Annotated in this window: 16 protein-coding genes, 1 other RNA gene and 1 pseudogene; 11 read left to right on the top strand and 7 right to left on the bottom strand. The window is 62.4% G+C overall.

The features are described 5' to 3' along the window. Positions 1-121: 121 nt before the first annotated feature. Positions 122-811, bottom strand: a complete 690-nt coding sequence (locus OHD62_RS25005) for a TetR/AcrR family transcriptional regulator (RefSeq protein WP_263788227.1) — start codon at positions 809-811, stop codon at positions 122-124. Between the two features lie 184 nt (positions 812-995). Here OHD62_RS25005 and OHD62_RS25010 point away from each other — a divergent pair, with 184 nt between their 5' ends. After that, the gene (locus tag OHD62_RS25010; protein WP_263788229.1) at positions 996-2204 is read left to right on the top strand and encodes a multidrug effflux MFS transporter; all 1209 of its coding nucleotides are present in this window, start codon (positions 996-998) and stop codon (positions 2202-2204) included. A gap of 45 nt (positions 2205-2249) precedes the next feature. Here the strand turns inward: OHD62_RS25010 and OHD62_RS25015 are convergent, their stop codons facing one another. Then, positions 2250-3692, bottom strand: a complete 1443-nt coding sequence (locus tag OHD62_RS25015) for an MFS transporter (protein ID WP_263788559.1) — start codon at positions 3690-3692, stop codon at positions 2250-2252. A gap of 187 nt (positions 3693-3879) precedes the next feature. On the opposite strand from OHD62_RS25015, the gene OHD62_RS25020 reads away from it, so the two are divergent. Further along, positions 3880-4776, top strand: coding sequence for a LysR family transcriptional regulator (locus OHD62_RS25020; RefSeq protein WP_263788561.1), 897 nt, complete (start codon positions 3880-3882; stop codon positions 4774-4776). Between the two features lie 129 nt (positions 4777-4905). Continuing rightward, on the top strand, positions 4906-5988 hold the full coding sequence (locus OHD62_RS25025) for a D-alanine--D-alanine ligase family protein (protein WP_263788231.1): 1083 nt from the start codon (positions 4906-4908) through the stop codon (positions 5986-5988). Between the two features lie 66 nt (positions 5989-6054). Here OHD62_RS25025 and OHD62_RS25030 read toward each other — a convergent pair whose 3' ends face one another. Beyond that, on the bottom strand, positions 6055-6591 hold the full coding sequence (locus tag OHD62_RS25030) for an AAA family ATPase (protein ID WP_263788233.1): 537 nt from the start codon (positions 6589-6591) through the stop codon (positions 6055-6057). Positions 6592-6719: 128 nt separating this feature from the next. Further along, positions 6720-7080, bottom strand: a transfer-messenger RNA (tmRNA) gene (ssrA, locus tag OHD62_RS25035). Positions 7081-7249: 169 nt separating this feature from the next. Here ssrA and OHD62_RS25040 point away from each other — a divergent pair. Continuing rightward, a complete protein-coding gene (locus OHD62_RS25040; protein WP_263788235.1) occupies positions 7250-7561 on the top strand; it encodes a DUF2853 family protein in 312 nt (103 codons plus the stop codon). Positions 7562-7708: 147 nt separating this feature from the next. Continuing rightward, on the top strand, positions 7709-8503 hold the full coding sequence (locus tag OHD62_RS25045) for a thymidylate synthase (RefSeq protein WP_263788564.1): 795 nt from the start codon (positions 7709-7711) through the stop codon (positions 8501-8503). 15 nt (positions 8504-8518) lie between these two features. Here the strand turns inward: OHD62_RS25045 and OHD62_RS35625 are convergent. Next, positions 8519-8608 (bottom strand): annotated as a pseudogene (locus tag OHD62_RS35625) (transporter); the annotation flags it as partial. A gap of 93 nt (positions 8609-8701) precedes the next feature. Then, positions 8702-8863 carry a hypothetical protein gene (locus OHD62_RS25050; protein ID WP_263788237.1) on the bottom strand — a complete coding sequence of 54 codons (162 nt, stop codon included), beginning with the start codon at positions 8861-8863 and terminating at the stop codon, positions 8702-8704. Positions 8864-8995: 132 nt separating this feature from the next. Here OHD62_RS25050 and modA point away from each other — a divergent pair, with 132 nt between their 5' ends. The 4 genes from modA to OHD62_RS25070 all read left to right on the top strand — a co-directional run bounded on the left by modA (position 8996) and on the right by OHD62_RS25070 (position 12053). After that, positions 8996-9790, top strand: coding sequence for a molybdate ABC transporter substrate-binding protein (gene modA, locus OHD62_RS25055; protein ID WP_263788566.1), 795 nt, complete (start codon positions 8996-8998; stop codon positions 9788-9790). A 16-nt stretch (positions 9791-9806) separates the two neighbouring features. After that, the gene (modB, locus tag OHD62_RS25060; RefSeq protein ID WP_263788239.1) at positions 9807-10511 is read left to right on the top strand and encodes a molybdate ABC transporter permease subunit; all 705 of its coding nucleotides are present in this window, start codon (positions 9807-9809) and stop codon (positions 10509-10511) included. Beyond that, entirely contained in the window at positions 10508-11620 is a 1113-nt protein-coding gene (gene modC / locus OHD62_RS25065) for a molybdenum ABC transporter ATP-binding protein (protein WP_263788242.1), read from the top strand. Before modB ends, modC begins: the two co-directional genes overlap by 4 nt. Before the next feature lie 91 nt (positions 11621-11711). Continuing rightward, entirely contained in the window at positions 11712-12053 is a 342-nt protein-coding gene (locus tag OHD62_RS25070; protein WP_263788243.1) for a winged helix-turn-helix domain-containing protein, read from the top strand. Here the strand turns inward: OHD62_RS25070 and cobF are convergent. Further along, positions 12050-12823 carry a precorrin-6A synthase (deacetylating) gene (gene cobF, locus OHD62_RS25075; protein WP_263788245.1) on the bottom strand — a complete coding sequence of 258 codons (774 nt, stop codon included), beginning with the start codon at positions 12821-12823 and terminating at the stop codon, positions 12050-12052. The two genes, OHD62_RS25070 and cobF, sit on opposite strands and share 4 nt — an antisense overlap. A gap of 140 nt (positions 12824-12963) precedes the next feature. Here cobF and OHD62_RS25080 point away from each other — a divergent pair, with 140 nt between their 5' ends. Together OHD62_RS25080 and OHD62_RS25085 are read left to right on the top strand one after the other, a co-directional pair. Then, positions 12964-13974, top strand: a complete 1011-nt coding sequence (locus OHD62_RS25080) for a DUF4424 domain-containing protein (protein ID WP_263788247.1) — start codon at positions 12964-12966, stop codon at positions 13972-13974. Next, on the top strand, positions 13974-14492 hold the full coding sequence (locus OHD62_RS25085; protein WP_263788249.1) for a dihydrofolate reductase: 519 nt from the start codon (positions 13974-13976) through the stop codon (positions 14490-14492). The genes OHD62_RS25080 and OHD62_RS25085 overlap by 1 nt, the downstream gene beginning before the upstream one ends. The last annotated feature ends 73 nt before the right edge of the window (positions 14493-14565 follow it).

The following is a 14565-nucleotide window of genomic DNA, read 5'->3' on the forward strand; positions in this document are numbered from 1 at the left end:
AGGGCGCAGATGCGAGGCAACAATGCCTGAGATTTGATCGCTTTGTTTCATGCATGCCGTTGTTCCAAAACCACCGAGGACCCTCGGGTCGAGCCCGTGGGCAGGCTTTGGGCGACATGCATCAGGCGTTGGTAAGCGCGCCCAGTTTGCTCGCATTGGCTGCAGGCTGGCGCTTGCCGAAGGCGCGCAGGAAGGTGCGCACGCCATTCGTCGCCGATTGCAGCACCTCGTCCTCATCGGGCGTGCCGCCGAGCATGAAGGTGGTCTGCAGTTCGGCATTGGCAAGCGCCAGGAACTGGCGCGCCGCCACGTCGGGATCGTCGATGTCGAGGAAACCGGCATGGGCGAGGCGGGCAAAACGGGCGGCGATCGCCGGCCATGTCCTGCCCGGTCCCTGTTCGCGCCATTCGGCGAAGAGTTCGGGATAGCGCTCGCCCTCGGTCTGGATCAGCTTGCGCAGGAATTTTCCGTCGCGGTTGCAGATGCAGTTGCGGTTCATGCGCACCGCGAAAGCGATCAAATCGGCTTCGAGATCCCTAGGCTGGTCGGGAAAGGTGGAAATGGTGGCGAAGATGCCGGCATTGCAGCGCTCGGTGAGATCGCGGACGATGGCGACGAAGAGTTTTTCTTTGTCGCCATGATGGTTGTAGATCGTCTGGCGGGAGACGCCGGCTTCGGCGGCGATCATGTCGATATTGGCTCCGGCGAAGCTCTCGCGGCAGAACACCTCGCTGGCAGCATCCATGATGGAGACACGCTTCGCCTCATGGCCGCGTGACGGGATGATGTCAGGAGAAACGCCGAGCTTCATGGAAAACTATATAGAGGTGATTGACGAATTGGACAAGAGTGTCTAAATTTGTGGACCTGAGATAAAGGGATTTCGCTTCGCAGGCGAATAGAATTCGCTCTGGAGTCGGAATTTCACGGGATGGAACGTCCTAGGGTTAGACGCCGGTCCGCGGCGGCAACCAGATTCGAAAGAAGCCTATATTATGAGTCCTAAATTCCTCCGCATCGCGGTCGTGCTCGGCCTGTTGTCCGCCATCGGCCCCTTCGCCATCGACATGTATCTCCCGGCATTGCCTTCGATCGGCGAGGACCTCAACGCCGGCACCGCCGCCGTGCAGATGAGCCTGCTGATCTTCTTCCTGTCCATGGGTTTCGGCCAGATCCTCGTCGGGCCGATCTCCGACATGGTCGGTCGCAAGCTGCCGCTCTATGGTGGCCTGGCGCTGTTCATGGTCGGCGGCATCGGCTCGGCGATGGCGCCGACTATCGAATGGCTGATCGCCTTCCGTTTCCTGCAAGGGCTCGGCGCCAGCGCCGGCATGGCGGTGCCGCGCGCCATCGTGCGTGACCTGCATACCGGCACCGAGGCGGCCAAGCTGATGTCGCTGCTGATGCTGGTGTTTTCCGTGTCGCCGATCCTGGCGCCGCTGACCGGTAGCGTCATCATCGAGAATTTCGGCTGGCGCGCCGTGTTCTGGACGGTGACGGGCGCGGCTGTGCTCGCCACCATCCTGCTCGCCACCTCGCTCAAGGAGACGCGGCCGGTCGAAGAGCGTGCCGGCTCCTCTTTCGGCACCGCGCTTTCCGCCTATCGCTTCCTGATGGGCGATCGCAACTTCCTTGGACTGACGGCCATCGCCGGCTTCGGCATTGCGAGCTTCTTCGTCTATCTGTCGAGCTCGTCCTTCATCCTGATCGACCATTACGGGCTGTCGCCTTCGGTCTACAGCGTGTTCTTTTCGATCAATGCGGTCGCTTTCATCGGCATGTCGCAGTTGACGGGACTGCTGTCGGAGCGCTTCGGGCTGCGGCGCGTGGTGCGCGTCGCGGTGGTCGGTTATGCGACGACGATGGTGGTGCTGTTCGCGATTATGGCGTCCGGTGTCGACCGGCTAGACGTGATGGCGGCGCTGCTGTTCATCGGCTACGGTTTCCTCGGCCTGGTCATCCCGACGACGTCGGTGCTGGCCATGGAGGAGCATGGCGAAATCGCCGGCACCGCCTCGGCGCTGATGGGTACGCTGCATTTTGCCATCGGCGCGGTCGCCATGGGTGTTGCCGGCGTGTTCTTCGACGGCACGCCGCTGCCGATGGTCGCCGGCATCACGCTTTGCGCGGTGATCTCGTTTTCGCTGGCCAAGGTGACGCTCGGCCGCGGTCGCGAAGCGGCGGTGGAAGCGCCGGCCGAATGACAATCGCCAAACTCTGAGAAAAGGCCGGGCCTGTCCCGGCCTTTTTCATGCCTGCGATCCGGTCCGCCGTGTTGCAAAAACATGGCTTGCGGCCGCGATGGCGAGTGCTGCGACGATCAGGCCTGCCGCCACGGCGAAGGTGACCCGCATGCCTGATGCAATGGCTTCGGGACTTGCCGTTGCGATGTCGGTCGTCGCTGATGCCAGCGCGAATATAGCGCCCATGATGGAGGCACCGGTGATGAGGCCGAGATTGCGCGACAGGCTGAGCATGCCGGAAACGACACCGCGCTGGTCCGGCCCGACATCCATCATGACGGCGGTGTTGTTGGCTGCCTGGAACATCTGATAGCCGGGGGGCAGGATTATGATTGCGGCAATGTAGCCCGGAATGCCGAACGATGCCGGAATCACGGACAGGGCGAACGAACCGGCGGCCATCAGCACAAGTCCGGCGACGACCATCGCCGGCGCGCCCAAACGGTCGACGATGCGGCCGGCCACGACACCGCTCAGCACGGAGACAACCGGGCCAATCGACATGGTCAGCCCAACAAGCGCCTCGTTGAGCCCGAGCGCGCGGGAGAGGTAGAACGGCCCGACCACCAGCGTTGCCATCATCACCGTCGAGACCAGCGTGTTCATGGCGAGGCTCGCACTCAGCACCGGATCGCGTAACATCGCCGACTGGATGAGCGGTGCTGCCGTCCTTGCCTGGGCGAACACGAAGAGGCCGACGCCGAACAGGGCAGCCAGCAACAGTGCCAGGTTGAGTGCGCCGAAACTGCCGCGTCCGGCCGTCATGGCGAGCGCATAGGCCGCGAGCGTCAGGGCAAGCAGCAATGTGCCGATGGCGTCGAAGCCGGCCCGATCGGCCTTCGGCTCGACGCGATCGACCGGCAAATGGCGATGCGCGAGGTAGAAAGTCAGCATGCCCAGCGGTACCGCAACGAGAAAGATCGCCCGCCAGCCGAAGCCGGCGATCAGGACGCCGCCGAGTGATGGGCCGAGAGCGGTGCCAACCGCGGACATCGTGCCAAGTAGCCCCATGGCGCTGCCGGTACTTGCCTTCGGAACCGTGTCGCCGACAAAGGCGATGGTCAGCGCCATCATGATGGCCGCGCCCAGGCCCTGCACCGCCCGGGCGGCGACCAGCCACCAAAGCGTGGGTGCTGCGCCGCATAGGCCGGAGGCCGCGGTGAACAGGAAGATCCCGGCCAACAGCAGCCGCCGGCGGCCGGCGATGTCGCCGAGCCGCCCGACGCTGACGATCAGCGTGGTGATGGCCAGGAGATAGGCCAGCACGATCCACTGGACGTCCTGGAAGGAGGCGCTGAACGCTAGCGCCAAATTCGGCAGTCCGACATTGGCGATGCTGGTGCCGAGCGAAGACAGCAGCATCGACAGTGACAGACCGGCGAGCGCCCAGCGGATGGAGGGTGTCGGTACCGCATCCGCGACTGCCGCCGTATTCTTCCCTGCAATGATTGGCTGACCTGTAATGTTTGGGTGTCCGGCAACGATTGGCTTCAACGTGAACTCCGTCTTCTGGCGGCTCCCGAAACGGAGCTGTCAGAGACGTAGTCCTTTGCCTGACATGGCGGAATACGCATCATTTGCATTCCATTCGTGCATTTGGCGCCACATCATGATCGAACCGTGCTATGGCAGGCGCATGTCGACACCCGATCTCAACCTGCTGGTCACCCTCGATGTGCTGCTCGTAGAGGGCAGCGTCGCGCGCGCAGCCCGGCGGTTGCGGCTCAGCCCGTCGGCGATGAGCCGGGCGCTGGCGCGGTTGCGCGAGACGACGGGCGATCCGCTGCTGGTCCGGGCCGGACGTGGTCTCGTTCCGACACCTCGGGCGCTTGAACTGCGCGAACGGGTCGGGCAGCTCGTCGAGGATGCCAAGGCGGCTCTGCGTCCGACGGAGAAGCCCAACTTCAAGCAACTAACCCGAACATTCACGCTGCGGACCCGCGAAGGCTTTGCGGAAAATTTCGGACTGGATCTGATGGCTCGCCTCAGGCAGGACGCTCCCGGCGTGCGGCTGCGCTTTGTGCTGAAGTCGGACAAGGACAGCACGTCGCTGCGTGAGGGGAATATCGATCTGGAGACGGGCGTCGTGGGAGGCACCACAGGTCCGGAGGTGCGCACGCAGGCATTGTTCAGGGATCGCTTCATTGGCGTCGTGCGCATGGGGCACGCGCTGAGCCAGGGCGAGATCACGCTCGCCCGTTATGCGGACGGCAGGCATATCTGCATTTCCAGGCGGGATCTCGACAAGGGACCGGTCGACGAATCCCTGGAACCGTTCGGACTGAAGCGGGACATCGTCATGGTCGTCGGTGGCTTCTCGACCGCGCTGGCCCTGGCCCGGTCGTCCGATCTGATTGCCACCGTTCCCGAACGGTACACCGGTAATCTGCGCAGCGGAATGCATAGTTTTGCCATTCCAGTCGCTATACCGGAGGTCACAATTTCATTGCTCTGGCACCCTCGGCTCGACGCCGATCCGGTGCATCGCTGGCTGCGCGGGTGCGTTCGGGAGGTTTGCAGCACGGCTGGCTGAGGCTTTTTGCGCTGCTGTTTCTGGCGGTTGCTTGAATGCACCTACGAATCCCGTATACGAGTATACGAATAACCAGGGCATTGCCGTCGGCTTGCAATTTTTCAACACCAGCCCATTCGGGAGACATCCATGGCCGCGAACAGACTGCGCATAGCCGTTCTCTTTGGCGGGCGCTCCGCCGAGCATGAGGTTTCGGTGCTTTCGGCAACCAATGTCATGCGCGCGCTGGAGCCCGCCAGATATGATGCGGTTCCGATCTTCGTCACCCGCGAGGGGCAATGGCTGCTGAGCAGCTTCGAGGGTGGGGCGCTGGCAAGGCCGGCGGCGGGAACGGAGATCTGCCTCGTGCCGGGCGGGCGTGGCCGCATCCTGGCGATCCCGGCCACCGGCGCGCCGCACGAACTGGCGAACATCGACATCGTCTTTCCGGTGCTGCACGGCCTGCACGGCGAGGACGGCTCGGCGCAGGGGCTGGCAGAAGTGGCGCGCGTGCCGTTTGTGGGCTGCGGCATCCTCGGTTCGGCCACGGCCCTCGACAAGGAGATGGCAAAGCGCCTTTTGAAAGAGGCGGGATTGCCGACGGCCCGGTCCGTAACCCTTTCGCCAGGGGCAGCGCCGACCTTTACCGACCTGCAGCGCGACCTGGGAACGCCGCTCTTCCTCAAACCCGCCCGGCAGGGCTCGTCCGTCGGCGTCAGCAAGGTCGCGACCGAGCGGGACTATGAGGCCGCGCTCGCCGAAGGCTTCAAACATGACAGCAAGCTGCTCGCCGAGGAATTCATCAATGGCCGCGAGATTGAATGCAGCGTGCTGGAGGATGCCAGCGGCGGGTTGTTCGTATCCCGCCCCGGCGAGATCGTTCCGGCCGAAAGCCATGGCTTCTACAGCTACGACGCCAAGTATATCGACGAGAATGGCGCCGCGCTGAAAGTGCCGGCCGAACTGCCGCCGGAGATCGAAGCCAGGATCCGCGAGATTGCCGCCAAGGCCTTTCGCGCCGTTGGCTGCGACGGCATGGCCCGCGTCGATTTCTTTCTAACGGCCGACATGCGCACACTCGTGAACGAGCTCAACACCATTCCCGGCTTCACCGACATCAGCATGTATGCCAAGGCCATGGCGGCGAGCGGGGTCAGCTATGCGGAGGTCATCGACCGGCTCGTGGCGCACGGCTTGGCGCGAGCCGGCGTTAGCGTGCCACTGGCAGCTTGAGGCTTGTCACAAGCGAACAAAAGCCGGGGCTCGTCCGATCTTCCTCATGTTCGATCACAATCCCGTCTAGCCCAGCACGAATCGCAGCCGCGTTTCGACTGGAGCCAGGGGCAGCGGCACCAGCTCATAGCCCAGCTCGACGTAGATTTCGGCAAGCGCATGATAGGTGCGTTCGGCCTCGTCGAGGGTCTGCTTGCGTTCGCTGTCCTGGCCGAAGATTGCCGGCCACGGTGGGGCGATGAAGACGCGGCGGGCATAGCGGAAGCGTTCGGCGGCATTCCTGAGATGGGCGGGCACCGGCAGGCCGATCAGCCTGAGATAGCCAAGCGTGTCCGGCACGCCGCGGTCGAAGAAGACCGGCCCCTTCTTTTCCAGGGCGGCCTCATAGGAGCGCAACTCCCATGACAGCATCAGTTCGGAAAACAGCGCCGGATCGTTCCAGGGAAGGGCGGGTCCGCCGATCGCCATCTGGCCGCGAATGATGCCGCGCCCGGCTTCGGGCGAGGTGGCAAAGGCCGCTTTTCGCAAGGCTTCGATCAATGTGGTCTTGCCGGAACCAGGCCCGCCGGTCAGCACGAAGAATCGATCGGAATCGTTTTGCATTCTTTTGTCCATCTATTGGGACGTAGCAGCCGTGCTGCTGGCAGACGGCTTCGCGATGGGCGCTTGGTGCGCAACGCAAGGAACCGGCCGGCAAGCCTGCCGCCGCTACAAAATCGAAAAAGGGGAGAAGTGGAGGTTTCTGTTGCCAGGTACCTCCGAACCCCGCCTAGAAGTGCGAACCCCTAGGGCTTGATTTGAAGCGTTCGCACTGCATTAAGCAGCGAGACGAGCTTCCGCATAGTTGTCGTTGGCAACTATAAGTTTAGCCCGATGACGGTGGTACAATGCCGGGCAAAAGTACGATCTTTACACCTTCGTCGATCCTATTTCGCCCCCAGCAAAAGCCGCTCCTTTCAAAAGAGCGGTTTTTGGTGGAGGCGCCGGGTACCGCCCCCGGGTCCGAACGGCTTATTTCATCGCCCATTTATCGCCATAGTCGGTCAAGCCGACAAAGCGAATATAAGGGGCCATCGCAAGAAATGAAAGGCCGGAATGCCGTTTCATATCTGTCTCAAAGCGGATCATGGAGGGTTGACTTGCACGCGCACTCAACCGAAGGTTTGCGGCGGTGAGGAGTTACCGATCCAGCGCACAGTTTGCGGCAGCGCGCCACAGCCCTCACCGACTGGATCCCGTGGCGCCGACGAGGGGAAATTTGATGGCCGACTATCTTGCAGACGTGAAGAAATACGACGCCGCGGCAAATGCCGACGCGGTCGCCAAGATCGTGAAGCATCTGGGCATCGCGCTCAGGAACCGTGATTCCTCGCTGGTATCCTGCACGGATCCCAAGGAACTCGAGCGCGTCAGGAACAACTGGGCTGCCAAGAAGCTCGGCGTCACCGACGCCGGCAAAGCGGACGCGGCCATCGAAAAGACCTGCAAGGCGATGGATGCAGACAACACCAAGAGCCGCGTGACCTTCTATTACCTCGTCGCCAAGGATTTGGGCAAGCTCGGCGCGCTCTGACGTCTGCATCGAGCGGAAGCTGGCGCGATTGCCGCGCCAGCTTGTAACGCTGTCGGCGAGTGTCCTGTTGAATGCCCTGCGCTTTGATATGTTCGGCCGACAGCCAGTCGGCTATTATGGGTGACAACCCGAATCGGGCCGAAGCCAATGCGTCAATATCTCGACCTCCTGAATCATGTGCTTGAAAACGGCGCCGACCGTGGCGACCGCACCGGTACCGGAACACGCTCGGTGTTCGGCTACCAGATGCGCTTCGACCTGGCGCGCGGCTTTCCGGTCACCACCACCAAGAAGCTGCATCTGAAGTCGATCATATACGAGCTTTTGTGGTTCCTGGCCGGCGACACCAACATCAAGTACCTCAACGACCACGGCGTCTCCATCTGGGATGAATGGGCCGACGAGAATGGCGATCTCGGCCCGGTCTATGGCAAGCAATGGCGCTCCTGGCCGGACGGCCATGGCGGCGCCATCGACCAGATTGCTGGCCTTCTCAAGGAGATACGCAAGAATCCTAATTCCCGTCGCTTGATCGTTTCGGCGTGGAACCCGGCCGAGGTGGAGGCCATGGCGCTGCCGCCCTGCCACTGCCTGTTCCAGTTCTATGTCTCGGAAGGCAGGCTCTCCTGCCAGCTCTATCAGCGTTCCGGCGACATCTTTCTCGGTGTGCCGTTCAACATCGCTTCCTATGCGCTGCTGACGCTGATGGTGGCGCAAGTGACCGGCCTGAAGCCCGGCGATTTCGTCCACACGCTGGGCGATGCGCATCTCTATTCGAACCATTTCGAACAGGCGCGCGAACAGTTGCGGCGCACGCCCAAGACGCTGCCAACCATGTGGATCAATCCAGACGTGAAGGATCTCTTTGCCTTCCGTTTCGAGGATTTCCGGCTTGAGAACTATTTCGCCGACGCGACGATCAAGGCGCCGATCGCGGTGTAAGCCGCCGCCATTTGTTCAGTCGACGCCGACCATCACGTCCGAGGCCTTGATCACGGCATAGGCATGCTTGCCCTTTTCGAGCTTGAGATCGGCAACGGCTTCGTTACAGCGCCGCGCGTCCTTTCGGACGCGCAAAGGGCGCTGTAATACCTTGATTGGCGCATGATCCTTACCGAAAATCGAATTCGATTTTCGGGGTCATGCGTTGGTGATCGACGCGGTGACGACGGCGCCGCCGATATCGATCCGGACATGGGAGGTGGTTGCTCCCTTGACGATTTCGGTGATCGTTCCCTGCGGGCGCTGATTTTCATGCGACGTCTCCTTGGATTGGGTTTCGCTGTATCCAGCCCAATTCATCGTAGGCTGCGATAGCAGCAAGATACAATGGCTGCGCTAGGCCAAAAGCCTTCCATTGTTATGTTCATCCAGATATATCGATTGGCAGGCTTCGAGCCGAGCGGATTTCAAACCCAGGGAGAGTTTTTCATGGTGACGCGCAAAGGTCTTGGATTGAAGGCGATTGCGATCGGTGGTTTTGCGACGCTGCTGATGGTGGCGGCGCCCGCCGCCCATGCCGACGACAAGGTGGTCGTGTTTGCCGCGGCCAGCCTTAAGGACGGGCTCGATGCGGTGAACAAAGCCTGCGAGGCCGATGTCGGCGAGGCCGCGACCGTCTCCTACGCGGCAAGCTCGGCGCTGGCCAAACAGATCGAGGGCGGCGCACCGGCCGATATCTTCATCTCGGCCGATCTCGACTGGATGAAGTATCTCTCCGACAGGAAGCTGACCAAGCCCGACACGGAAGTGAAGCTGCTCGGCAATGAGATCGTGCTGGTGGCGCCGAAGGACTCCACAGTCGAAGCCAAGATCGAGAAGGGTTTTGATCTGGCCAAACTCATCGGCGACGGCAGGCTCGCCATGGGCGATTTCAAGGCGGTGCCGGCCGGGAAATACGGCAAGGCTGCCCTTGAATCGCTCGGCGTCTGGTCTTCGGTCGAGGGCAAGGTGGCGCAGGCCGAGAATGTGCGCGCGGCACTGAAGCTGGTCTCGACGGGTGAAGCAGCCCTTGGCATCGTCTATGCCACCGATGCGCATGCCGAAAAGGGCGTCAAAGTGGTCGGCACCTTCCCGGAGGATTCGCACCCGCCAATCATCTACCCTGTTGCCCAGACAGCCGACTCGAAGGACAAGGATACGCTGGCCTTCTTGAAATGCCTGCAGTCCGCAAAAGCTGGCGCACTCTTCAAGGAGCAGGGGTTCACCGTCCTGATGCCGAGCAACTGAGGCACGAAACCAAAGCATGAACTGGCTGCTGGACCTCACTCCCGACGAATGGAATGCGGTCCGGCTGTCGATCAAGGTGGCGACAGTGGCGATGCTTTTCAGCCTGCCGCCGGGCATATTGATCGCGCTGCTGCTTGCCCGCGGAAAATTCTGGGGCAAGACGCTGCTCAACGGGCTGGTGCATCTGCCGCTGATCCTGCCGCCGGTGGTGACCGGCTATCTGCTTTTGCTCACCTTCGGCAGACGCGGGCCGGCCGGCGCTTTCCTTGCCGAGCATTTCGGCATCGTCTTCTCATTTCGCTGGACGGGCGCCGCATTGGCTTGCGGCATCATGGGCTTTCCCCTGATGGTGCGGGCGATCCGGCTGTCGATCGAGGCGGTCGACCGCAAGATGGAGGCGGCGGCTGGAACGCTCGGCGCCAATCCGCTGCTCGTGTTCGCTACCATCACGCTGCCGCTGATCCTGCCCGGGCTGATCGCCGGCGCGATCCTGTCCTTCGCCAAGGCGATGGGCGAGTTCGGCGCGACGATCACCTTCGTCTCCAACATCCCGAACGAGACGCAGACGCTGCCGTCGGCGATCTACACCTTTACCCAGGTGCCTGGCGGCGATGAAGGCGCGCTCCGGTTGACGCTGATCTCGATCGTCATCTCGATGGCGGCACTGGTCGCTTCGGAAGTGCTGGCGCGGCGCGTCGGCCGGCGGATGGACATCGAATGAGCGTTGTTGTCGATATCAGCCGTCGGCTTGGCGATTTCGGGATCGATGCCCGTTTCGAGAGCGCCGGGCGATTGACCGCGCTGTTCGGTCCCTCGGGCTCCGGCAAGACGACGCTGATCGACCTGATCGCTGGACTGATCCGCCCCGACAAAGGGCGGATCGCGATCGACGGCCGCGTGCTCGTCGACACAGCGGCAGGCATCTTCGTGCCGAAGCACAAGCGCCGGATCGGCATGGTCTTCCAGGATGCGCGGCTGTTTCCGCATATGAGCGTGGCGGGCAATTTGCGCTATGGCCGCTGGTTCACCCCCAAGGCGGAACGTTACGCGGATTTCAATGCCGTGGTCGACCTGCTCGGTATCGGTCCACTACTGGAGCGGCGGCCGGCAAAGCTTTCCGGCGGCGAGAAGCAGCGCGTGGCGATCGGCCGGGCGCTGCTTGCCAGCCCGAAACTGTTGCTGATGGATGAGCCGCTGGCTTCCCTCGACGATGCCCGCAAGGCCGAGATCCTGCCCTATATTGAGCGGCTGCGCGACGAGACGAAAATCCCGATCGTCTATGTCAGCCATTCCGTCGCCGAAGTGGCGCGGCTGGCGAGCGACGTGGTGGTGCTGGCGCAAGGCAAAGTCGTTGCCGCTGGACCGACCGGAGCGATCATGCGGCGGCTCGATCTGTTGCCGGCCGAAGAGCGCGGCGAGGGCGGCGCTGTGCTGGATACGGCGGTGCTGCGCCATGACAAAGCCTTCGGCATGACCGTGCTTGGTTCGGCGGCGGGCGAGATCCGCGTGCCGCTGCTGGCGATGCCAGTCGGGGCGCCGGTCCGCACCCGCATCCGCGCCCGCGACGTCATGATCGCCACCGAACTGCCGACGGGTCTCAGCGCTCTCAACATATTGCCGGGCACGATCGTCGCGATTGAGCCGGGCGAGGGGCCCTCGGTCGAGGTCGGCATCGACTGCAATGGCGCAACCATACTTGCCCGTATCACCGAACAGTCACGGCAGGCGCTGAAGCTACGGCTCGGCCGAAAGGTGTTCGCGGTGGTCAAGACGGTGAGTTTCGACCGGGCGAACACCGGCGCTGGCCTGCCGGCAGAGGCGGATGGATGATCGGTTCATGATGCCGCTATGTTGCTTTGGAATAGCGCTATCGTCGAAGAGACATTAGTCTGAGTGCGGGCGTGATTGCGGAGGAGGAAAGATGCCGTCGCTGAGCTTGCGGATAAATCTCGATCCCGACGGGCGCATCGGGCCGGGTAAGATCGAGCTTCTGGAGCAGATCGCCGCCTTTGGCTCGATCTCGGCCGCGGCGCGCGGCATGGAAATGTCCTACAAACATGCCTGGGACCTGGTCGAGGACATGAACCGTGTGTTCGGCAAGCCGCTGGTCGCGGCGCAGACCGGTGGCAGGAAGGGCGGTGGCGCCCAGCTGACCGCGGTCGGACTTGCAGTGGTCAGCCGTTTTCGCGCCATCGAACGGGCGGCGGCTTCGGCGGCAGCGACGCATATGGAGGCACTGCAGGCGGAGATAGACGCAGCTTAGTCCTCAGGCTCGCCAGGTTTGCGCAGCAGATAGGTGTCCATGATCCACCCTTTTTTCCGGCGGGCTTCTTCGCGGACGCGCTCGATCTCGTCGCCAACATCCCCCAGACGGCCGGAGATGGTGATCTCATCTGATGTACCGAGATAGGCACCCCAGTGGATCAAGGCGTTCTTGTCCTCAAGCGTGTTGAAGGCGCATTTGCCATCCAGCATGACGACCGTGCTGCCGGCATTTTCGGGTAAGCCTTCCTTGGTGAGCCGGCGGCCGGTGGTGATCAGGATGGCATCGCCGATTCGGTTCAGCGCCATTTTGTGGCTGGCGGCGAGCGCCTGGACGGCGGTGATGCCTGGAATGACTTCCAAAGCGAATTCGACATTGCCCCTGAGGCGTACGCGCTCCAGGATGCGCAGGCCGCTGTCGTAGAGCGAGGGATCGCCCCAGATCAGGAAGGCGCCGCAGCCGTCTTGCGGAAGCTCGTCGCGGATCAGGCCTTCATAGATCGCGGCGATCGCTTCATGCCAGTCATCGACAGTCGAGCGGTAGGAGGGCGCCGGTTCGGCGCGCACTGGCACCTCGAATTCGACGCGGCGCGAATTCTGATTGGTGACGAAGCGATCGCAGATCTGGCGGCGCAATTCGGCGAGATCGCTCTTCGCCGCGCCCTTGTCGGGAATGAACAGCACGTCGGCGCGGTTCAAGCCGTTGATAGCCTGGACCGTCATGTGGTCGGGATTGCCGGCGCCGATGCCGATGACGAGAAGCTTGCGCATGGGCGAACTCCTGCCCGATCGGAACGTTTGTGTCCAGATAACCATGGCATCGACGCCGACATCCGCGGCGCACGCAAGGGCTTTGAAACGCCACATCGAACCGCTAGGGTCGGGCCGGCATTCTCGCTGAGGGAGCTTCGATGTTTCGATATGTTGTGACCGCGGTGCTGGCGATTTGCGCCGCGCCTGCGCTCGCCAATGATTCGGTTGCCGAACTGGGCACGGGCGGGCTGATCCTGTCGCGCAGCGATGCGGTGGCAATGGAGAGCGAGGATCTCTTCATTTCGGCGGACAAGGTGACGGTCGACTATGTCTTCCGCAACAATACGGACAAGGATGTCGATTCAATCGTCGCCTTTCCGATGCCCGACATCGAAGGTGATCCGAACGAAATGCCGGCGATCCCCGAGGACCAGAGCGACAATTTCCTCGGCTTCGAGGTGACGATCGACGGCGTGGCGGCAAAGCCGCAGCTCGAGCAGAAGGTGTTCGCGCTCGGCATCGACATCAGCGCCGATCTCAAGGCGCAAAACGTGCCGTTCTACCCATTCGGCGACGCCGCCAAGGCGGCGCTGGCAAAGCTGCCGCCGGCGGTTGCCGACGACTGGGTCAACCGCGGCATCATCATCGAGGATACTTCCGACGACGGTTCGGGCATGAAGACCGTTTATGTGCCGTTCTGGCAGTTGCGTTCGACCTATTGGTGGCGCTCGACCTTCCCCGCCAACAAGGCGGTCCATGTCGCCCACCACTACAAGCCGAGCGTCGGCGGCACGTCCTCGGTCAGTTTCTTCTATGATGGCAAATTCCAGGGCCAGTATGCAGCCTACAAGACCCGCTATTGCATGGACGACGCGTTCGAGAATGCGATCCGCAAGGCGGCGAAGGCCGATCCCGACGGCACCCCGAAATATTTCGAGAACCGCATCGCCTATATCCTGACCACCGGCGGCAACTGGGCATCGGGCAGCATTGGCAAGTTCAAGCTGACCATCGACAAGGGCGATCCGAAGAACCTGGTCTCTTTCTGCGGCGACAATGTCAGGAAGGTCGGGCCGACGACTTTCGAGATGACTGCTGACGACTTCTATCCCGAACACGACATCGACATATTGCTGCTTGAGCCGTCGAATAGCGAGGGCGGCGGCTGATGGACGTCGCGATCTATGTTGCCATCGCCGAGAACGGCGTGATCGGACGCGACGGCGGCTTGCCGTGGCGGCTTTCCAGCGATCTCAAGCGATTCAAGGCCGACACGATGGGCAAGCCCATCATCATGGGCCGCAAGACCTATGAAGGCATCGGCCGGCCGCTGCCGGGCAGGCTCAACATCGTCGTGACCCGCGACAAGGCGTGGCGCGCCGAGGGCGTCGAAATCGCGCATTCGCTCGACGACGCGATCAGGCTGGCGAGTGTGCGCGGGCGCTGCATGGCCGGCGTCGACGAAATCTGCATCATCGGCGGCGGCGAGATCTATGCCCAGGCGCTGCCGCTGGCCGACCGCCTGCACGTCACTCACGTTCTGGCAGCGGTCGATGGTGACGCATATTTCCCGCCGATCGATCCGGATTTGTGGCACATTGTCCGTTCTGAGGACATTCCGGCCGGTGAAAAGGATAGCCATGCGACGCGCTATTCTGTTTACGAGCGACGCCATCACGTGCATTGAGAGGCGATAAAGGGCCGCGACCGCTGCAAAAACGGACGATGCCGGCAACCGATCGCGTTGAAAGCGTGCCGCC

Origin of the sequence: Mesorhizobium sp. YC-39, assembly GCF_025753795.1 — a bacterium.
Taxonomy (GTDB): domain Bacteria; phylum Pseudomonadota; class Alphaproteobacteria; order Rhizobiales; family Rhizobiaceae; genus Mesorhizobium.